The sequence below is a fragment of the Curtobacterium sp. ME-Dv--P-122a genome (assembly GCF_030209645.1).
GTDB classification, from domain to species: domain Bacteria; phylum Actinomycetota; class Actinomycetes; order Actinomycetales; family Microbacteriaceae; genus Curtobacterium; species Curtobacterium flaccumfaciens.
On record NZ_JARVRO010000006.1, the window covers coordinates 747213 to 767501 of the forward strand.

At 70.6% G+C, this 20289-nt stretch carries 17 protein-coding genes; 9 read left to right on the forward strand and 8 right to left on the reverse strand.

Annotated elements, in window-relative coordinates:
* The first annotated feature begins 6 nt into the window (after positions 1–6).
* Together QRN49_RS08590 and guaA are read left to right on the forward strand one after the other, a co-directional pair.
* On the forward strand, positions 7–453 hold the full coding sequence (locus QRN49_RS08590) for a DUF3817 domain-containing protein (RefSeq protein WP_017885467.1): 447 nt from the start codon (positions 7–9) through the stop codon (positions 451–453).
* Complete coding sequence (guaA, locus tag QRN49_RS08595; RefSeq protein WP_284755133.1) at positions 450–2030, forward strand: glutamine-hydrolyzing GMP synthase; 1581 nt, start codon at positions 450–452, stop codon at positions 2028–2030. Before QRN49_RS08590 ends, guaA begins: the two co-directional genes overlap by 4 nt.
* Before the next feature lie 446 nt (positions 2031–2476).
* Here guaA and QRN49_RS08600 read toward each other — a convergent pair whose 3' ends face one another.
* Both QRN49_RS08600 and QRN49_RS08605 read right to left on the reverse strand, forming a co-directional pair.
* Complete coding sequence (locus QRN49_RS08600) at positions 2477–3349, reverse strand: Bax inhibitor-1/YccA family protein (protein ID WP_111038510.1); 873 nt, start codon at positions 3347–3349, stop codon at positions 2477–2479.
* Between the two features lie 31 nt (positions 3350–3380).
* Positions 3381–4394, reverse strand: a complete 1014-nt coding sequence (locus QRN49_RS08605; RefSeq protein WP_284755134.1) for a DUF817 domain-containing protein — start codon at positions 4392–4394, stop codon at positions 3381–3383.
* 106 nt (positions 4395–4500) lie between these two features.
* On the opposite strand from QRN49_RS08605, the gene QRN49_RS08610 reads away from it, so the two are divergent.
* Complete coding sequence (locus QRN49_RS08610) at positions 4501–5523, forward strand: glycerophosphodiester phosphodiesterase family protein (RefSeq protein ID WP_282819715.1); 1023 nt, start codon at positions 4501–4503, stop codon at positions 5521–5523.
* Here the strand turns inward: QRN49_RS08610 and QRN49_RS08615 are convergent.
* Positions 5488–6159 carry a hypothetical protein gene (locus QRN49_RS08615; RefSeq protein ID WP_282819714.1) on the reverse strand — a complete coding sequence of 224 codons (672 nt, stop codon included), beginning with the start codon at positions 6157–6159 and terminating at the stop codon, positions 5488–5490. The two genes, QRN49_RS08610 and QRN49_RS08615, sit on opposite strands and share 36 nt — an antisense overlap.
* A gap of 57 nt (positions 6160–6216) precedes the next feature.
* On the opposite strand from QRN49_RS08615, the gene QRN49_RS08620 reads away from it, so the two are divergent.
* The 6 genes from QRN49_RS08620 (at position 6217) to QRN49_RS08645 (ending at position 16795) form a co-directional block, all read left to right on the forward strand.
* The gene (locus QRN49_RS08620) at positions 6217–8664 is read left to right on the forward strand and encodes an ATP-dependent helicase (protein ID WP_111028996.1); all 2448 of its coding nucleotides are present in this window, start codon (positions 6217–6219) and stop codon (positions 8662–8664) included.
* Between the two features lie 99 nt (positions 8665–8763).
* Positions 8764–10743: a LamG-like jellyroll fold domain-containing protein gene (locus QRN49_RS08625; protein ID WP_284755135.1), complete on the forward strand. Its 1980-nt coding sequence runs from the start codon at positions 8764–8766 to the stop codon at positions 10741–10743.
* A 95-nt stretch (positions 10744–10838) separates the two neighbouring features.
* Positions 10839–12263 carry a pyridoxal phosphate-dependent decarboxylase family protein gene (locus QRN49_RS08630; protein WP_284755137.1) on the forward strand — a complete coding sequence of 475 codons (1425 nt, stop codon included), beginning with the start codon at positions 10839–10841 and terminating at the stop codon, positions 12261–12263.
* On the forward strand, positions 12260–13660 hold the full coding sequence (locus QRN49_RS08635) for a lysine N(6)-hydroxylase/L-ornithine N(5)-oxygenase family protein (protein ID WP_284755138.1): 1401 nt from the start codon (positions 12260–12262) through the stop codon (positions 13658–13660). Before QRN49_RS08630 ends, QRN49_RS08635 begins: the two co-directional genes overlap by 4 nt.
* Positions 13657–16086, forward strand: coding sequence for a GNAT family N-acetyltransferase (locus tag QRN49_RS08640; protein WP_284755139.1), 2430 nt, complete (start codon positions 13657–13659; stop codon positions 16084–16086). Before QRN49_RS08635 ends, QRN49_RS08640 begins: the two co-directional genes overlap by 4 nt.
* A 121-nt stretch (positions 16087–16207) precedes the next feature.
* The gene (locus QRN49_RS08645) at positions 16208–16795 is read left to right on the forward strand and encodes a hypothetical protein (RefSeq protein ID WP_284755140.1); all 588 of its coding nucleotides are present in this window, start codon (positions 16208–16210) and stop codon (positions 16793–16795) included.
* Between the two features lie 16 nt (positions 16796–16811).
* Here QRN49_RS08645 and QRN49_RS08650 read toward each other — a convergent pair whose 3' ends face one another.
* The 5 genes from QRN49_RS08650 to QRN49_RS08670 all read right to left on the reverse strand — a co-directional run.
* Entirely contained in the window at positions 16812–17450 is a 639-nt protein-coding gene (locus tag QRN49_RS08650; protein WP_284755141.1) for a pyridoxal 5'-phosphate synthase, read from the reverse strand.
* A 68-nt stretch (positions 17451–17518) separates the two neighbouring features.
* The gene (locus QRN49_RS08655) at positions 17519–17929 is read right to left on the reverse strand and encodes a hypothetical protein (protein WP_071414712.1); all 411 of its coding nucleotides are present in this window, start codon (positions 17927–17929) and stop codon (positions 17519–17521) included.
* Positions 17930–18052: 123 nt separating this feature from the next.
* Positions 18053–18475 carry a hypothetical protein gene (locus QRN49_RS08660; protein ID WP_284755142.1) on the reverse strand — a complete coding sequence of 141 codons (423 nt, stop codon included), beginning with the start codon at positions 18473–18475 and terminating at the stop codon, positions 18053–18055.
* A 164-nt stretch (positions 18476–18639) separates the two neighbouring features.
* Positions 18640–19335, reverse strand: coding sequence for an enhanced serine sensitivity protein SseB (locus QRN49_RS08665; RefSeq protein WP_284755144.1), 696 nt, complete (start codon positions 19333–19335; stop codon positions 18640–18642).
* A gap of 13 nt (positions 19336–19348) precedes the next feature.
* Positions 19349–20289 (reverse strand): hypothetical protein (locus QRN49_RS08670; protein ID WP_284755145.1); only part of this gene is annotated, 941 nt, incomplete at its 5' end.

A 20289-nucleotide genomic window follows, 5' to 3' on the forward strand; every position in this document is an offset into this window, starting at 1 on the left:
GCCGGCATGGCCCTGACCGTCCGAACCCGTGACATCCCCAAGATCCCGGGGGCGGTGAAGTGGTACCGCGTCTCGGCGTACATCACCGGTGTGCTGCTGCTCGCCCTGGTGGTCGAGGTCATCATCAAGTACACGCCGCTGCAGCTCGAGATGCAGCTCGGCAACGGTCCGTTCTTCGTGCCCAACGGCACGGCGGGCGAGACCCCGGGCACGTTCAACCTGTCGATCGCGATCCTCATCGCCCACGGCTGGCTGTACGTGCTCTACCTCTTCACGGACTTCCGTCTGTGGAGCATCATGCGCTGGAGGCCGTCGCGCTTCCTGCTCATCGCCCTCGGGGGCATCATCCCGTTCATGTCCTTCGTGGTCGAACACCGCATGCAGCAGCGGGCCATGGACACCTACCACGAGCTGATCGCTGCCCAGCAGCGTGAGAAGGAGGCCGCTCGGTGAGCGAGACCGAACAGCGTCCCGTCCTCGTCGTCGACTTCGGGGCCCAGTACGCGCAGCTCATCGCGCGTCGGGTCCGTGAAGCGAACGTCTACAGCGAGATCGTGCCGCACTCCATCACCGCGGACGAGATCCGCGCCAAGGACCCGGCGGCCATCGTGCTGTCCGGTGGTCCGTCGTCCGTGTACGAAGAAGGCGCGCCGTCCCTCGACGGTGACATCCTCGACCTCGGTGTCCCCGTGCTCGGCATCTGCTACGGCTTCCAGGCCATGGCGACCGCCCTCGGTGGCGAGGTCGCGAACACCGGTCTGCGCGAGTACGGCGCCACCGACGTGACGCTCGCCCCCGGCACCAGCACGCTGCTCGGCGACCAGCCGGCGGACCAGGTGACCTGGATGTCGCACGGCGACTCCGTGGCCAAGGCACCGGCCGGCTTCGAGGTGCTCGCCTCGAGCGCATCGACGCCCGTCGCGGCGTTCGCGTCCGACGAGCGCAAGCTCTACGGCGTGCAGTGGCACCCCGAGGTCAAGCACTCCGTGTACGGCCAGGCCGTCCTCGAGAACTTCCTGCACCGTGCCGCGGGCCTGCCCGGCGACTGGAACTCCAGCAACGTCATCGAGGAGCAGGTCGCCCGCATCCGCGAGCAGGTCGGTTCCGCGCGGGTCATCGCCGGGCTCTCCGGTGGTGTCGACTCCGCCGTCGCCGCAGCCCTGGTGCACAAGGCCGTCGGCGACCAGCTGACCTGCGTCTTCGTCGACCACGGGCTCCTGCGTGCCGACGAGCGCAAGCAGGTGGAAGAGGACTACGTCGCCTCCACCGGTGTCCGGCTCATCACGATCGACGCCGAGCAGCAGTTCCTCGACGCCCTCGCCGGCGTGAGCGACCCCGAGCAGAAGCGCAAGATCATCGGGCGCGAGTTCATCCGCACGTTCGAGGGCGCGGCCGAGGCACTCGTGCTCGAGGCCAAGGCTTCCGACTCCGATGCCGAGGTCAAGTTCCTCGTGCAGGGCACGCTCTACCCCGACGTCGTCGAGTCCGGCGGCGGAGCGGGTACCGCGAACATCAAGTCGCACCACAACGTCGGCGGCCTGCCCGAGGACATGACGTTCGAGCTCGTCGAGCCGCTGCGCACCCTGTTCAAGGACGAGGTCCGTGCGGTCGGCCGCGAGCTCGGGCTGCCCGAGGTCATCGTCGGTCGCCAGCCGTTCCCCGGCCCGGGCCTGGGCATCCGTATCGTCGGCGAGGTCACGAAGGAGCGGCTCGAACTGCTCCGCTCGGCTGACAAGATCGCGCGCGAAGAGCTCACCGCGGCCGGCCTCGACCAGGAGATCTGGCAGTGCCCGGTCGTGCTGCTCGCCGACGTCCGCTCCGTGGGCGTGCAGGGCGACGGCCGGACCTACGGGCACCCGATCGTGCTCCGTCCGGTCTCGTCCGAGGACGCCATGACCGCCGACTGGACGCGTCTGCCCTACGACACCCTCGCGAAGATCTCGAACCGCATCACGAACGAGGTGCCCGACGTCAACCGGGTCGTGCTCGACGTCACGTCGAAGCCGCCGGGGACGATCGAGTGGGAGTAGGGCTCCCCTGAGCCACGAAGGCCCGGTACGCGTCATGCGTGCCGGGCCTTCGTGCGTCCGGGGGCGGGGGCGGGGGCGGTGGCGGTGGCGGTGGCGGGGTCGCACGAACTGCCGTCTGCCGGGAGGTCGGACGGCAGTTCGTGGGACCCAGGCGCTAGGCGTGCGGCGTGTTGTGCGACCTCGGGCGGCTGGAGTCGTGGGCGTGGGTGCTGCCGAGGCCGTCGAGAGGTCACAACACCCCGCGGGCCCGGTGTCGAGGGGTCACGAACTGTCGGCTGGCCCCGGCCTGGGCGACACTTCGTGACCACTCGGCGGGCGACCGGCGGGGTGTCGTGACCACTCGGACCGCCGCCGGGACCGCCGTCCCGCTGCCGCTCTCGCGCCCACCGGCCCGGGAACGACGAAGGGCCCCGGCAGCGCCGGGGCCCTTCGCGTGTGCGGTGGTACTAGTTGCGCGAGCTGCTCGCGATGATGGCGAGGATGCGCAGGATCTCGAGGTACAGCCAGACCAGCGTCACGATCAGGCCGAACGCCGCGGTCCAGGCGTAGATGCGGGGTGCGCCACGCTCGACACCGGTCTTGATCTGATCGAAGTCGAGGATCAGCGAGTACGCCGCCATGACGACCACGAAGATGCCGATCAGCACACCGAGCGGGATGCCGAAGAGCGTCACGCCCATCAGGCCGAACGCGCTCTGCGTCACGCCGGTCCACATCAGGACCAGGTTCACCAGGGAGAACGCCATGTACCCGACCATCGCGATCAGGAAGAAGCGCGTGGCCTTCGGAGTCGCGCGGACCTTGCCCGAACGGAACAGGAGCAGGGTGACGAAGAACACACCGAGCGTGCCGAACACGGCCTGCGCGACGATGCCGTCGGCCTTGGGGAACGCGGTCTGGAAGTAGTTCGAGATACCGCCGACGAACAGACCCTCGAAGAACGCGTACGTCAGGATCAGTCCCGGCGACGGCTTCTTCTTGAAGGTGTTGACGAGCGCCAGGACGAACCCGACGAGCGCGCCGACGATCCAGACGACCGGCGGCAGGTTCCAACCGGCCACCGCGCCGACGACGAGCACGCCGAACGCGAGCAGCGTCTTGACGATGGTGTCTTCGTACGACATGCGGTCGGTGTCCACCGGTGACGCGGTCGGACGGTCGTACATGTACTGCAGCTGCTCGGGGGTCATGCCGCCCTGGGCCTGCTGCGGGGTCTGTCCCCAGCCGGCCTGCTGCTGACCAGCACCGCGCCCGCCCCAGGTGTTTGCCCCCTGTGCGTTGAAGGCGGGGGACTGGTCGAAACCGGGCTTGAAGGCCATGGTGTCCTCTTCCTAGGAGATTCGAGTCCTCTCAGCCTAGGGGCGCTCGGTCGCGGAAGGCTGAGGATTCGCGGCGAGCGGACGCGGGCCCAGCGGGCCCCGTCGAGGGAAGCCTAGGGTCGCCCGCTGCACGCGCGCCCCGAGGACGTCGAGAGTCCGCCGTCGAGCCCGTCGAGCCCGTCGAGCCCGCCCGTCCCGACGGCAGCGCGGGGTAGAGCCACGTGACGAGCGCGACCGAGATCGTCATGAGCAGGAACCACGCCACGATCTTCGTCGGCGCCACCGGCTGCCACACCGCGAGCTGCGCCGGGTAGCTCCACGCCCCGGCCCAGGTCGCGACGTTCTCCGCCGCCCAGATGAACACCGCGACGAGGGCCATCGCCACGAGGACGGGCATCCGCAGCGTCGCCCGGTGGATCCGCACGTGCATGGTCGTGCGGGTGAAGAGCAGCAGCACGAGCGCGAGCAGCACGTACCGGGCGTCGGCGACGAAGTGGTGGCCGAAGAAGTTCAGGTAGATCCCGCCCGCCACGACCGCCAGCAGCCACTGCCGCGGGTACCGGTCGAACCGCAGGTCGAACAGCCGGTAGACCCGCACCATGTACGACCCGACGGCGCCGTACATGAACCCCGAGAACAGCGGCACCCCGGCGACGACGAACAGCCCACCCGGCTCGTAGGTCCACGAGCCCATGTGGGTCTTGAACACCTCCATCGCGGTGCCGACGACGTGGAACAGCAGGACGACCCGGAGCTCCCGCACGGTCTCGAGCCCGGACACGAGCATCCCGACCTGCAGCAGCACGGCCGCGATCGTCAGCACGTCGTTCCGCATCGCCGCCGGCACGGTCAGGTGCACCACGGCCATGGTCGCGAGCAGCAGCGCCCCGAACGCGCACGCCCAGGCCTGCTTCGCGCCGAACACCAGGAACTCGGTGACGAACACCCGGACGGGCCGGTGCGGCTGGTGCCCGGCGTCGAGCACGCGGCGTGCGGCGCGGTCGATCCGGGCCTCGACGGCGGTGGAGAGCGAACGGACGGTCATGCGGTGATGCTCGGCGTCGTCGCTGGGAACGACGGGCCTCGGAGCGCCGGGTGTGTCCCGCGACACAGGCGCCCCGCTGGTCACCCGCGGCCAGTAGGGTCGCGCCATGACCCTCGTGATCGCCCACCGCGGTGCGTCCGGCTACCGTCCCGAGCACTCGCGGAGCGCGTACGAGCTCGCGATCGAACTCGGCGCCGACGCGATCGAACCGGACCTGGTGCCCACGAAGGACGGCGTGCTGGTGCTCCGGCACGAGAACGAGGTCTCGGGCACGACGGACGTCGCCGACCACCCCGAGTTCCGGCACCTGCGCACGACGAAGACCGTCGACGGCCAGACCCTGACCGGCTGGTTCACCGAGGACTTCACGTGGGCCGAGCTGCAGACGCTCCGCACCCGCGAGCGCCTGCCGGTGCTGCGTCCGGGATCCGCCGAGCACGACGGTGCGCAACCGATCCTGCGGCTCGTCGACCTGCTCGCGATCCTCGACGCGGCGCCCCGCCCGGTCGGGCTCGTCGCCGAGGTGAAGCACGCCGCGTCCTTCGACCGCGCCGGGTTCCCGATGGGTGCACTCGTCGACGCCGCGCTCGGCGAGGCCGGGTGGCGGCAGGACGAGCGGCTCACGGTGGAGAGCTTCGAGAAGGGCGTGCTGCGGGACCTGCGCGAGCGGGGGACCGGTGGCCGGCTCGTGTACCTCCAGGAGGCCCGTGGCAGCGCCGCGGACGAGGTCGCGTCCCACGGGTCGCTCGCCCCCACCTACGCCGCCGAGCGTTCCGAGGCCGCGCTGGCGTCGTTCGCGACCGAGTTCCACGGCATCAGCGTCGACCTCGGCACCCTGATGGCCGGCGTCGACAGCGTCGCACTCGACGACCCGACGCCGGTGCGCAGCGCGATCGTCGACCGCGCCCACGCTGTGGGGCTCGCGGTGTACACGTGGACCCTCCGGCCGGAGAACCGGTTCCTGCCGTCGCCGCTGCGTCGTGGTGGGGACGTCGCGGCGTTCGGCGACTGGGAGCGGTGGTTCACGTCCGTGATTCGCACCGGACTCGACGGGGTGTTCGCCGACCACCCCGACCTCGCGGTGCGTGCCCGGTCAGTCCTCGAGCGCCTCGAGCGGGATGCCGGCTGACCGGAGGACCTCGGTGGCCTCCTCGCGTGCGGACGCGGCAGCGGTGCGGAGCCCGGCCAGGTCCTCGGGCCGGAAGAACCACGCGCTCCGGTCGCCGGGTTGGACGGTCCGCTGCGCGTCCGTCAGGTCGGCGTCGTGTTCGCCCTTCCGGAGGTCGGCACGAGCACGGTCGAGCGCCTGCAGGACTGCCGAGGCGCGGATGACCTCGGCCGCGGGCAGGTCCCCGGGTGCGAGACGGGCGACCCGAGGGTCGATCGGTGTCACCGGGAGGGGCTGCGCCGGTGGCCGTCGCCGTTGCCGCCGATCGACGAGGACCGCGACGGCGGACGAGACGACGAGGAACACCACGACGGTGACGACGAGCCGGGCACTCCTCGGGAACGTCGACGAAGCGAATGCTCCGAGTGCGGCGAGGCACAGCACCGCGGTGACCAGGCCGACCGACAGCGGGACCAGGCACCCCGCCGTGTCCTGTCGAGACCGCTGAGCACGGGCACGACGCTGACTCTCGATGATCGCGGCGGGGTCGTCGCGCCCGTCCGGGGGCAGGATGCAGAGGACGTCCTGGGTGGCGGGGATCGCGGCCGACATCGCAGGGAGCACGAAGACGTCAGGTCGGTCCGGTGTGATCGCCACGGCGCCATCCTGCCGCACGAGGTCGCTGTCGGGGGTCTCGCCTAGAATGTCCCGAACATGACGATCGTGCTCGACCCCTTCGAATCGACGCCCGAGCCGGGCGCCGGTGCCCGCGCGTACGAAGACCCGTTCACCGCGGGTCTGAACCCCCAGCAGAAGGAAGCCGTCGAGTACCGCGGCGAGTCCCTGCTGATCGTTGCCGGCGCCGGTTCCGGCAAGACGAGCGTGCTCACCCGCCGCATCGCGCTGCTGCTCGCCAACCGGGAAGCCTGGCCGTCGCAGATCCTGGCGATCACGTTCACGAACAAGGCCGCCGCCGAGATGCGCGAGCGCGTCCGGGCCCTGGTCGGTGGCGAGGCCGAGGGGATGTGGATCTCCACGTTCCACTCGGCGTGCGTGCGCATCCTGCGGCGCGAAGCCGAGCGGTTCGGGTTCCCGCAGTCGTTCACGATCTACGACTCCGCCGACTCCAAGGCGCTGCTGAAGCGGATCATCAAGGAGCTCGAGGCCGACTCCCTCGGGCTGACCGTCGGCGCCGCGGCGTCGAAGATCTCGAAGCTCAAGAACGAGCTGCAGGACATCGACACCTACGCGCGCAACATCAACGTGAACGACCCGCAAGAGGTCATGTTCACCGAGGTGTTCCGGCGCTACACGAACGAACTCCGCCGGGCGAACGCGTTCGACTTCGACGACCTCATCGGCCAGACGGTGTTCCTGTTCCGCGCCTTCCCGGACGTCGCCGCCCTGTACCAGCGCCGCTTCCGGTACATCCTGGTCGACGAGTACCAGGACACGAACCACGCCCAGTACGCCCTGATCCGTGAGCTCACCCGCCCGGTGCCGGTCGAACAGGTCGACAAGCTCGAGGACTCCGGGCAGCACGTCGCCCGGATGCGGGAGACCGACGGATCGATCGCCCCCGCGTCCCTGACGGTGGTCGGTGACTCCGACCAGTCCATCTACGCGTTCCGCGGGGCGGACATCCGCAACATCGTCGAGTTCGAGCGGGACTTCCCGAACTCCAAGACGATCCTGCTCGAGCAGAACTACCGCTCGACGCAGAACATCCTCGACGCGGCGAACGCCGTCATCGCGAACAACTTCGACCGCCAGGCGAAGAGCCTGTTCACCGACGTCGGTGCCGGCGAGAAGATCGTCGGCTTCACCGGGTACACCGGCCACGACGAGGCGCAGTTCGTCGCCGACGAGATCCAGCGCCTGCGTGAAGACGGCATGGACTACCGCGACATGGCGGTGTTCTACCGGACCAACTCGCAGACCCGTGCGTTGGAGGAGATCTTCATCCGTGCGGCGATCCCGTACCGGGTGCTCGGTGGCACCAAGTTCTACGAGCGTGCCGAGATCAAGGACGCCATGGCGTACCTGATCACGGTCGCCAACCCGGCTGACCCGATGGCCCTGCGCCGCATCCTCAACGTGCCCAAGCGCGGCATCGGCTCGGTCACCGAGACCACGCTGCAGCGCTACGCCGACGAGCACGAGACCACCATGCGCGACGCCCTGCGGCACGCGGGTGAGCTCGGGTTCGGGCCGAAGGTGCGCAACGCCATCACCGAGTTCGCGGCGCTGCTCGACGCCGTGTCCGAGAAGGCCCCGACGCAGCCGGTGGTCGACACCCTGACGCAGCTGCTCGACGGCTCCGGGCTGCTCGACAACCTGCGGAAGTCGCCCGACGCGCAGGACGCCGCCCGCGCCGACAACATCGACGAGCTCGTGGCCGTCACGCGTGAGTTCCAGAAGAACAACCCCGAGGGCACGCTGTCGGACTTCCTGACCGAGGTCTCGCTGGTCGCCGCGGCGGACGAGCTCGACGACTCCTCGGGCACGGTCTCGCTGATGACCCTGCACACCGCGAAGGGCCTGGAGTACGACGCGGTGTTCCTGACCGGCGTCGAGGAAGACCTGCTCCCGCACCGGATGTCCGCCAACGAACCCGGCGGGCCGTCGGAAGAGCGTCGGCTGTTCTACGTGGGCATCACCCGCGCCAAGAAGGTCCTGTTCCTGTCCCTCGCGATGACCCGTGCGCAGTTCGGTGACGTGAACGTGGCGATGCCCTCGCGCTTCCTGCAGGAGATCCCCGAGGGGCTCATCGAGTGGAAGCAGTCCCCGGGCATGGCGAACAGTCGTGGTGGTACGCAGCCCCGCGCCCTGAACGCCAAGCGCGACGGCGGCTTCGGTGGCGGCGGCGGTGGCGGGGGCTACCGCGGTGGTGGCGGCTGGGGCGGCGGCTCGTACGACCGCGCAGCGGCGGCCTCGAAGACCCGCCCGAAGACCGAGTGGGCGAACCGGGTGTCCGGGCAGGTGCGCGACAACGGCGACATGGAACTCGTCGCCGGCGACCGTATCAAGCACGTCGACTTCGGCGAGGGCACGGTGTCCGCGGTGACGGGGCAGGGTGCCAAGCGCATCGCTGAGATCGCGTTCGACTCCGCGGGCCGCAAGAAGCTCCTCATCAAGATCGCCCCGATCGAGAAGCTGTAGGAGCCCTCACCGGTCCACACCGAACCGGCAGCCGCGGCCGGTCTGGAGTTCACGGAACGGACCCGGGGTGTTCCCCCGCGATCCGTACGGTGCGGTGCTGTGCAGAACAGCCCTGACGACCGCGACGACGCCCACGACCACGCCGGAGACCGCAGCACGCGCATCCCGGTCTCCCGCCGGGGCTTCCTGGTCGGATCCGGACTCGCCGGGGCCGCCGGACTCGTGGCGTCGAACGGCTTCGGCAGCGCCCCGGCCGTCGCCGATGCGCTGACCGCGGCACCCGCCGTGGCCCCGGCAGTGCTCGGCGGATCGGCCGCGGCCGCGCAGGCAGCGGTGGTGCGCGGACACACCGGACGGTGGCACCCGGACACGACCTCGCCGCGCTTCACCGTCGCGGTGATGCCCGATACGCAGTACATGTTCGACGGCGCCGCGGTCGACCCGGCGCCGATGCGGGCCTCGCTCGAGTACGTCGTCCGCGAGCAGACCCGGCACAACACCGTGTTCCTCGTGCACCTCGGCGACCTGACCCAGAACGGTGCGGCGTCCGAGATGCGCGCGTCCGGTGCGGTCTTCGACGTGCTCGACCGAGCCGGGGCGCCCTACAGCGTGCTCGCCGGCAACCACGACGTCGACTCCTCGACCGACGACCAGCGCGGCCGCACCCTGTACCTCGACGTGTTCGGTCCGCAGCGGTTCCGGAAGGCCCCTGGCTGGATCGGCTCGAGCCCCGACGGCTACAACACCGCCCACCGGTTCACCGCGGCCGGCCGCGAGTGGGTCGTCCTGGCGCTCGACTGGCGGACGAGCGCGAGCGGGCTCGCCTGGGCCAGCTCCGTGCTCGCGGCCCGGCCGCACGCTCCGGTCATCCTCACGACGCACGCCCTCGTCGACTCGGACGCCAGCGGTGGAGCGGCGTTCGACCCCTACGGCCAGCAGCTCTGGGACTCCTTCATCTCGAAGCACGACCAGGTGTTCCTGACGCTCAACGGGCACTACTGGGGTCCGGGCCGCACGACGGTGAAGAACGCCGTGGGGCACGACGTCGCACTCCACCTGACCAACTACCAGAACCGCTACTACGGCGGGGCGGCCATGATCCGGCTGTACCACGTCGACCTCGAGCGGAACGTCATCGACGTCGAGACGCTGTCGCCCTTCCTGCTCGCCGGCGGTCTCGGCGACGCGAACGAACTCGCAGCCCAGGAGACCGCGCTCAGCGGCGACGTCGACCGCTTCACCATGGCCGTGGACTTCGACGCGCGTTTCGCGGGGTTCGCGCCGGTCGCACCACGGGCCTCCCGGCCGGCGGCACGCATGCTGGTGCCGGGGACGCTCGCGTACTGGCGGTTCGACGGCAACCCGGACGGGGCGGCGCTCGCGCCGACGACGCGGGTGCGCGACCAGAGCGGCAAGGGCAACGACCTGGTGGTCGCCCGGCGGACCGGTGCCGTCGCAGGGGCGCTGCGCTGGACGGCGGCGCACCACCCCGACCAGCCGGGCGCCGGCAGCCTCGCGCTGCAGGGCGGCAAGACCGGCGGCGACCACCTGCAGACCGTCGACACGGCACCGCTCAACCGGACCCACTTCCCCCGGGGCTACACGGTCGAGGCGTTCTTCGTGCTGCCGACCACGTTCGACCCGAGCTCGAACGGCTTCAGCGCCCTGCTGTCGCAGTACTCGAGCGCCGGCCAGGTGGGGAAGGCGACCGGAGCCGACGGTGACCCGGACGAACCCGCGATGACGCTGAGCCTGTCGGGGGACCGCGAACTGCAGTGGTGCGTGTACCCGACGAGCCAGGACGGATCGCTGACGAACTGGGGGCACGAGTTGCCGCTCGGCGCCTGGTGGCACGTGGCCGTGGTGAACGACGGGACGCACACCGTGCTGTACGTCGACGGGTGCCCGGTCGTGCGGAACCCGTCCACCCCGAACCGCGGTCTCAGCACGATCGGCAAGCCGTGGCTGCTCGGTGGGTACCGCTACGGCGACAAGCTCGACAACGTGTTCGTCGGGTCGATCGGCGACGTGCGCATCGTCGGCCGGGCCCTGCAGCCGAGCGAGTTCATGAACGCCTGACGACCCGGCAGACGGGCGTCTGACACGCCCGGCCGTTCGGCGCGCCCCTCGTTCGGGTGGCACGATCGCGGTTTGTGAGGTTAGCCTTACCTAACGTGACACCTCCCATCGAACTCCTGACCACCGCCACCGCCGAGCGCTACCGCTCCGCCGTGACGTCCACGGTGGACCGTCTGGCCGACCGCTTCGCCGCCGCCGACCGTCCGACGACCGACACCGCTCCCGAGGTCCTCCGGGCCCGGGTGCAGGACGTCGACCTCGACGCCGAACCCCTCGGGACGGACCGTGCACTCGCCGAACTCGACGAGCTGTTCGTCCGCGAGGCCGTCTGGTTCCACGACCCGGCGTACCTCGCGCACCTGAACTGCCCGGTCGCGCTGCCCGCGGTCGCGGCGGAGTCGGTCCTGGCCGCCGTGAACCCGTCGGTCGACACCTGGGACCAGTCCCGCATCGGCACCGAGATCGAGCGGCACGTCGTCGCCTGGCTCGCCGGTCGGATCGGGTTCGCCGCGGGGGACGGCATCTTCACCTCGGGCGGCTCGCAGTCGAACCTGCAGGCGCTACTGCTGGCGCGCGAGGCCCTCGGCACCAGCGGCACCGTGTTCACGACCGCGGAGACCCACTTCAGCATCGCGAAGTCGGCGCGGCTGCTCGGGCTGGAGGCCGTGGTCGCCGTCGCCACCGACCACGCCGGCCGGATGGTGCCCGCCGCCCTCGCCGAGGCGATCGCCGCCGCCCGCGCAGCCGGGCAGACGCCGATGGCCGTCGTCGCCACCGCCGGCACCACCGACCGCGGGGTCATCGACCCGCTCGAGCCGATCGCGGACGTCTGTGATCTGGAGGGAGTGTGGCTGCACGTCGACGCCGCGTACGGCTGCGGTCTGCTCGTGTCCCCGACCCGCCGGCACCTGCTCGACGGCGTCGAACGGGCCCGGAGCGTGACCGCCGACCTGCACAAGTCGTTCTTCCAGCCGGTGTCGTCGAGCGCCCTGCTCGTGCAGCGCCCGGAGGACCTGCGGCGCACCGCGTGGTACGCCGACTACCTGAACCCGGAGGACGCCGCCGAGCCGAACCAGGTCGACAAGTCGCTGCAGACCACCCGCCGGTTCGACGCCCTGAAGCTCTGGGCCACCCTGCGGGCGACCGGTGCCGACGCGATCGGTTCCGCGTTCGACGCCGTCATCGACCTCGCCGTGGTCACCCACCGGATCGTCGAGGAGCACCCCGACCTGGTGCTCGTCGCGCCGACGCAGCTCAGCACGGTGCTGTTCCGCTGGCAGCCCGCCGGCATGACGGACGAGGCCGCCGACGCGCTGGTCGCCCCGATCCGCTCGGCCCTGCTCGCCGAGGGCCGGGTGCTCATCGCCAAGACGGTCATCGACGGCCGGCCGTGCAACAAGCTCACGCTGCTCAACCCGGAGACCACTCCGGACCAGATGCGCGCCTCGCTGGAGCACGTCGTCGCGACGGCCGCGCGCGTCCGAGCCACGACCACCAAGACCGAGGGAGCGAACCGATGACCGCCGACCGCACCGCCGACCCCGCCGTGCACGACGTCGTCGGCATCGGCATCGGCCCGTTCAACCTCGGCCTCGCCTGCCTGACCGACCCGATCGCCGACCTCGACGCGGTGTTCCTCGACGCGGCCGACGGCTTCGCCTGGCACCACGGCATGATGCTCGACGACGCCACGATCCAGGTGCCGTTCCTCGCCGACCTGGTGACGATGGTCGACCCGACCTCGCCGTTCTCGTTCCTCGCCTGGCTCAAGGAGACCGGGCGCCTGTACCCGTTCTACATCCGCGAGGACTTCCACCCCCTGCGCAGCGAGTACGACGCCTACTGCCGCTGGGCCGCCGACCGGCTCGACACCCTGCGGTGGGGCCGCCGAGTGGCCGCCGTCGAGCACGACCCGGTCACCGACACGTTCACGGTGCACGCCGAGACCGATCAGGGTCCCGAGACGTACCGCGCACACCACGTCGTCGTGGGCATCGGCACCGAGCCGTCCGTCCCCGCCCCGCTGCGTGGGATCGGCGGGCCGGCCGTGCACTCCGCCGAGTTCCTGCCGAACCGCGACGCCCTGCGCGACGCCGGGTCGATCGCCGTCGTCGGCAGCGGGCAGTCCGCTGCCGAGGTCTACCGCGAACTGCTCGAGGACATCCGGCAGGACGGCTACCGCCTCGACTGGATCACGCGGTCGCCCCGGTTCTTCCCGATGGAGGACACCAAGCTCACCCTCGAGATGACGAGCCCGGAGTACACGGACCACTTCCACGGGCTGCCCGAAGCCGTCCGCGATCGCCTGGGGCGGGAACAGCGCGGCCTGTACAAGGGCATCAGCGCCGACCTGGTCGACGACCTGTACGACCAGCTCTACCGGATCAGTGCGCGCGGCCCCGTCCCGACGACGCTCCGGACCGAGACGAGCGTCGTCGACGCCGCCTGGCTCGCCGACCGCGGCACGTACCGGCTGACGCTCCGGCACGAGCAGCTCGACCAGACGTACGAGCACGAGGTCGAGCAGCTGGTGCTGGCCACCGGGTACACCCCGCGGGTCCCGCGGTTCCTCGACCCGGTCGAGCACCTCGTCGCCCGCGACTCCCGCGGTCGCCTGGCGGTCGCGCGCGACCACCACGTCGACACCCTGGGCGGACGCATCTGGGTGCAGAACGCCGAGGAGCACACGCACGGCCTGACCGCGCCCGACCTCGGCATGGGTGCGTGGCGGAACGCGTCGATCATCCGGTCCGTCACGGGTCGCCCCGTGTACGGCCTGGAGGCCCGGATCGCCTTCCAGGAGTTCGGCCTGCCCGCCTCGGGGCAGTCAACAGCAGCGCCGTCCACGGCGCACCCCGGCGCCGCGGAGCGCGCGCCGGCCCGCCCCGCGACCGAGCGCACGGAGGTCTCCGCATGAGCACGACCGTGACCACCACCGCGCCGGACGCGACCGCGCCCGGGGGAGCCGAGCCGGGCCTCCTGACCGTCGAACCCGTGGACCCGGAACGCGACGCCGCCGTCGTGCAGTCGTGGCTCGCCCACCCGGCGTCGTCGTGGTGGGAGATGGGCGACCTCGACGTGGACGCCGTGCGTGCCTACCTGGCCGGCGTGCAGGCGGACCCCGCGCAGGCAGCGTGGCTCGGCCGCCGGAACGGCGAACCGTGCTTCCTGGCGGAGACCTACGACCCCTCCGCCGTCCTGCTCACCGACGTGTGGGCGGCCGAACCCGGCGACGTCGGCATGCACCTGCTCGTCGCGCCGGCGCCCGCTGACCGTCGTGTGCACGGCCTGACCAGCGCGGTGATGCGTGCCGTCGTCGAGCACTGCCGGGACGCCCTCGGCGCCCGCCGGGTCGTCGTCGAACCGGACGTGCGGAACACCGCCGTGCAGGCGAAGAACGCCGAGGTCGGGTTCCGCGCGCTGCGACAGGTGGACGTCGACGGCAAGCGGGCCCTGCTGTCGGTGCTCGACACCGACCGGATCGGCGTCCCCGACGACGACGGGCCGGCCGCGCACCTGCGGCCCGAGCACCTGGAACCCGCCGAACGGCACCTCGTCGCGAAGGCGATCGCGGAGTTCACCCACGAACGGCTGATCGCACCCGTGCCCGACGGGGACGGGTGGCGGCTCGACGCGGGGGAGTCGACCTACCGGTTCCGGGCCCGGCAGCACGTGCTCGAGCACTGGTCGATGGACGAGGCCTCGCTGACGCGGACCCGCGCGGGGGTGTCGGCGCCGCTCAGCGCGCAGGAGCTCGTGCTCGAACTGCACGAGGTGCTCGGGATCCCCGACGAGTTGCTCGGCACGTACCTGGAGGAGATCGCGTCGACGCTGGCGAGTGCCGCGGCGAAGCACCGGCGGGGCGGGCCGTCGGCCGGGCAGCTGGCGCGGGGGCGGGGCGGGGCCGGTTTGGCCGAGGCGTCCGGGTCGGGCGGGGCGTCCGTTTCGTCCGGTGCGGCCGGTTCGGCCGGTTCCGTCGAGGGCGTCGTCGCGTCGTTCCAGGACGTCGAGGCGGCGATGACCGAGGGGCACCCGGCGTTCGTCGCCGCCAACGGGCGGATCGGGTTCGGGCTCGACGAGTACCGGGCGTTCGCGCCCGAGTCCGGCGGACGGTTCCGGTACCGGTGGCTCGCCGCCCGACGCGAGCACACGCACCTGGCGCTCGCCGCGGACCGGACCGAGCAGGCGCACTGGGAGTCTGAGCTGTCGGCGGCGGTCGTGGCCGGGTTCCGTGCCACGTTGGAGCGTCGTGGGCTCGACCCCGACGACTACGTGTGGCTGCCCGTGCACCCGTGGCAGTGGCAGCACCGGATCGCCGTGACCTTCGCGCCCGACCTGGGCCGACAGGACCTGGTCGACCTGGGCGAGGGACCCGACGAGTACCAGCCGCAGCAGTCCATCCGGACCGCGTTCAACCGCACCGAGCCGGCACGCTCGTACGTGAAGACGGCGCTCGCCGTGCAGAACATGGGGTTCCTGCGGGGGATGTCGCCCGCGTACATGCGGAACACCCCGGCCGTGAACGACTGGGTCGAGTCGATCGTCTCCGCCGACCCCACGCTCGCCGCCGCCGGGTTCTCGGTCCTCCGGGAACACGCCGCCATCGGCTACACGGGAGACGCCTACCACCGGGTCGACGTGTCCTCGCCGCAGCGCAAGATGCTCGCGGCACTGTGGCGGGAGAGTCCGCTGCCACGGGTGGCGGACGGCGAGCGACTGCTGACGATGGCGGCGCTGCTGCACCGGGACGCCTCGGGGAACGCCGTGGTCTCGGCGCTGATCGAGGCCTCCGGTCTGCCCGCCGACGTCTGGGTCCGGCGCTGGCTCGACGCCTACCTGCTGCCCGTCGTGCACTGCCTGACCGTGCACGACCTGGTGTTCATGCCGCACGGCGAGAACCTGGTGCTCGTGGTGCGCGACGGCGTCGTGGTCCGGGCCGTGATGAAGGACATCGGCGAGGAGGCCGCCGTGCTCGGTCGGCACGACGACCGCCCGGTACCCGCCGACATCGACCGGATCGTGCACCCGGTGACCGATGACGAGGCCGCGCTCGCGGTGTTCACCGACGTGTTCGACGGGGTGCTGCGGTTCGTCGCCGCGATCCTCGACGACGACGGGGTGCTGCCGGAATCCCGCTTCTGGCAGGTCGTGGGGGAGTGCATCGACGCCCACGCCGCCGCGCACCCGGACCGCCGTCGTCCCCTGGACCTGCGGGTGCCGACGTTCGAGCACTCGTGCCTGAACCGGTTGCAGCTGCGGAACACCCTGTCGATGGTGGACCTGGCGGACCAGTCGGCGTCGCTCATCCGGGCGGGGGCGATGGTGAACCCGATCGGGCGGTAGGGGCGTGCTCTCGGGGCGGCAGCGGCGCTTGGTGCGGTCGCCGGTTCCGTTCCGGTTCGCACAACCGAAGTCGGCTCGTGCCGCGGTCTTGCGTGGTTCGAGCCGACTTCGGTTGTGCGGCGTGAGCGAGACTGGTCCGATGGAGATCGGTGCGGGCGCGGGTGTGGGGGCGATCTCGGTTGCGATCGAGGACGTCGCCGAGGCACGCTGCGTCCTCGCTCGAGCGTCGCACCGTGCCCAACGCGTCGCGGGCATCGGATGGGTGCTCGGCGTCCTGGGGTTCGTCGTCGGGGTCTCCGGCATCGATCGCATCACGGTCGATCCCGACGCTGGACTGTGGGTCGTGACCGTTGCGGCGATCGGCCTCGTGGTGATCGGGTACCTCGCCGCCTACTGGATCACCCGGAACCCGCGGGCGGAACGGTCCGCCGCCGTCGATGCCGCCGCAGAGCGCATGCTCGTGGCGACACGCGCCGCGGGATTTCCGGACCTCGATCCGAAGAGCGTCCGGCGTGCGTTGCGCGAGGACGACAACGGGCCCGCGCCGTGGTTCGATCCCGAACTCGGGCCGCACTCGTGGCCGGTGTGGCGGATCGGTACCGTCGACCCAGCGGAGAGCCACTTCGTCATCGCGGAACGATCGAACGATGCTCGATCGTTCACGGTCCGAGTCGAACCCGCTCAGCCGGGGTGGTGGTCCAGGGACTGAACGCCGACCGTCGGCCTCAGGGCTGGAGGCGTGTGGCCGTCCAGGCGCCCTCGGAGAGTGCGTACTGCAGTCGTCGGTGCATCCGGTCACGGCTGCCGTGCCAGAACTCCACGATGTCGGGCTCGAGACGCCAGGCAACCCACCGTGCCGGCCGGGGGACATCATCGCCGGAGTCGTCGAGCAGGTCGTTCGCGTCGTCGATCAGGTCCTGCAGGGTGCGGGGCTCGAGCACGGCGGACTGGTCAGCGATGGCCGTCGCGGCGCGTGACTTCGGGGAGCGGTCCGCGAACAGGGCGTCGGACTCGGCATCCGACAGCCGGACCACGTGGCCCTCGAACCGGAGCTGCTGCATCGTCTCGCGCCAGTACGCCTGCAGCGCTGCGTGCGGGTTCTCGGCGAGCTGCCGGCCCTTCGGGCTGTCCTCCGACGTCCCGAAGACCAGTCCGTTGGCCGCAATCCGCTTCACGTCGACGGTGCGAGCAGACACGCGGCCGTCGGCACCGGCCGTGGCGAGGGTCATCGAGAGCGGCTCGGAGACCTCCCGGTCCTTCGCCGCGGACAGCCACTCGCGAGCGAGGTCGAGCGGAGACGCTGGCGGGCTGTCGAACTCGGGCAGGTGCAGGGAGTCGTCACCGGAGAGCGGGGCAGAGGACATGTACCCACCCAACCGTGCGCGGGGGCTCGGTGTTCAGGGAGTCACGGCCGGTCGTCGCCGGCACCCGGTCAGGCGTCGGGGAACTTCGCTTCGACGAACGCGCGTTGCGCTTGCACGGTGCCGAGGTGTTCGTCGGCCGGGGCGAACACATCGACGAGGTCCTTGAACCGAGGCCGACGACCGCGGCGGAGTCGGTACGCCCGCATGCCACCGCCCTGCTGTCGCGCCATCCCACTCGGCCACACGTCGACGCGTGCCCCCTGCACGCCCAGGAGCCAGCCCTCGTCGTCGAGCGCCTCGCGCACCAGGCTCAGTGCCTCGAAGGCGTCGTACGCCGTGGCCGTGTGCTCTGCGCCCAGCAGCAACACGGTCACGGTGTAGCGCACCTGATGATCGGGGTTCGTCAGGTCCATCTCGACGATCACGGTCGCCGGCGCGCTCGTGCCGTTCCTGTGGGCGGTTCGTTCGTAGGTCGTCATGTCACGCACCGAGCCGCAGCGAGGCCATGGCGCGCACACCGTCTTCCGTCCCGAGCACCCACAAACCGAGATCGACAACTCGTCTCCAGCCTGCGCGTAGTCGGCGCTCGAATGTGGAGGGCGTCAAGCGCTCACCTCGGCGGCCAGGAGATGACGCGCGGCCTTGCGCCAGATTCGCGGAACTTCGTCCAGGTCCTCGACGACCGTTATCTCCGGGTGTGGCCTCCGCCCCAGCGCCGTGGTCGCCCGCGCCCGCCACTTGGCAGGATCGCGGTCGATCACCAGGTTCAGCGTCGGACGGGAAGCAGACTCGAACAACCGCCAGGCCGACTGCGGTCGTGCCGTGTCGCGGACGATCTCGGCCCAGATCCCCTGGATCGCTGTGATCGGCAGTGCATGAACTGCGCGGGTCGGGATCGGCAGGAGCCCATGATGACGAATGGGTTTGTCCACGACTGGGAGCCCCTCGAAGCGATCAGCTGCTGCGTCGACTTGGACGATGTACCGACCGCCGGTCTCATCGTCGATGAGCGATTGACGGCTCACCTGCCGAGTGGACGTGCCCCGCCCAGCGGGCCGATCACCTGCGATCGAGTAGGCGAACTCCACCAAGACGCCCCGGTCGTACGGTTCGGTGACTCGCTCACCGCTTGAGTCCACTGCGAGGTGGAGCGTGTCGGGGACAGCTACCGCGGGGATACGTTCCAAGATCAGTGATCCGTGTAGAACGGGCGCGTTTCGCTTTGCATCCACTCCGTGAAACTGTCGCGATCGTTCGTGAAGACGGCATCGACAGTGAAGGGGGTTCCGAGAGACCGGGCTGTTCGCCCGATGGCATCGACGACCGAGGCGCGGGTGTCGGGACTGTCGGGATCGACGTCGACACCGATGACGAGACCGGGGGCCTGATCGTCCACAGCAGCCCATGCGCGACGCGCAGATCGCACCGGCCTAAGTTGTCGGAACTCAGCCGCGACCGCCTCCAGGAACGCCGTTGGCTCCTCTGCGGGGTCGCCGATCCGGATGCGCGTCCCCGCGGTGAGTCTCGTGGAACCGTGCGCTGCCTGTCGGAGCGTCTCCGCGTACACGGGCAGTCCCAGGTCGCCGCCGGGATTCACCGCGAAACCGACGTGTTCCGGAATCATCTCGAGGAGGCTCGACGCTGGTACCTCAGCAAGCTCACCGGTGGCCGACGCCGAGTCAGCCTGATCGGGTGATGTGAACACCGTGACGTAGGCGCGGTTGTCGATCGACGTGATGTCCAGTGCGCGCCCACCGTCCGGTGCGGCACTCGACGGCACGAACACCGCCGACGCGAGCAGCTGATCGAGGAACGAATCGATACCGGTCTCGTTGCGGCTCGCGGCGAGCAGTACCTGCTCCAGCTCGTTCGAGGGGAAGGTCACGGTGTTCCTTTGTTCAGTCGCGGACCACGGGCAGGGTCGCCGGACGGTTCAGCGCATCATTCCACGGTAGACCGAGCCGTTCTGCTGCCGCCGCCTGGTCGCCGAACGCGTCGCGTGGCAGGTAGACCTGCTCCTTGCCGCCCGGAGTCTGCTGGAACGCGTTCCCGTACAGGGTGCTGTCGGTGTCCGGGTTCCACGACATCGATGACTGGGGCGCCGCGGGGCCCTCGTATACACGGGTCCCCACTGGCATGTCGGCCTGCAGGTACTGGTCGGCTTGCGGGAGCGGAGTGTTGACGCCGGGCGTCGTGGGGTCGGCGTGCCATTCGGGCCGCAGAGCGAACTCCTGCTGCGTCGCGAACGGTCCGCTCGGCTTCGTCTTCCCCCAGAACTCTCCGATCGGGTGCTCGGAGTCGCCGTTCACACTTCGGTAGAGCGTGCTCTCACGGTTGGTGACGAGCACCTCGTTGTACGTGCCCGACCGGAAGGTGTGTGCAGTGTCCGCGACTTCACCACTCAGTGGGCCACGTTCGACGGGGGTCCACCGGTGGATGATGATGTTCCCCTGATCGGTGAACTGCCCTCCGCGGAGCCGGTGGATGGTGGAACGGGCTGCGATGTACGCGTCCTGAACCCGATCGGATCGTTTCGCTGCGAGAGCGATGCCATCGACCTTCTGTCCGAAGCGGTACGCGGCACGGCTTGCTGCCAAAGTGGTCGCGCGGGCCGCGCCTCCGGCGAGTGAACGCACCACGCGGACAGCGCCGAGCGAACCGATCGCGTTCGTCGACTTCGCGATCGCGGTCGCGGCTCGCGTCCCCTTGAGCGCCGCGGCGACTGCGCCGCCTGCGGGGACGCAGTCGAGCAGGGAGAACGCGAGGTCCCACCCGTCGGCTTCGCCCTTGCTCATCTTGTACAACGTGTCCGCCAACACCACGAGCGCGATCGCCGCGA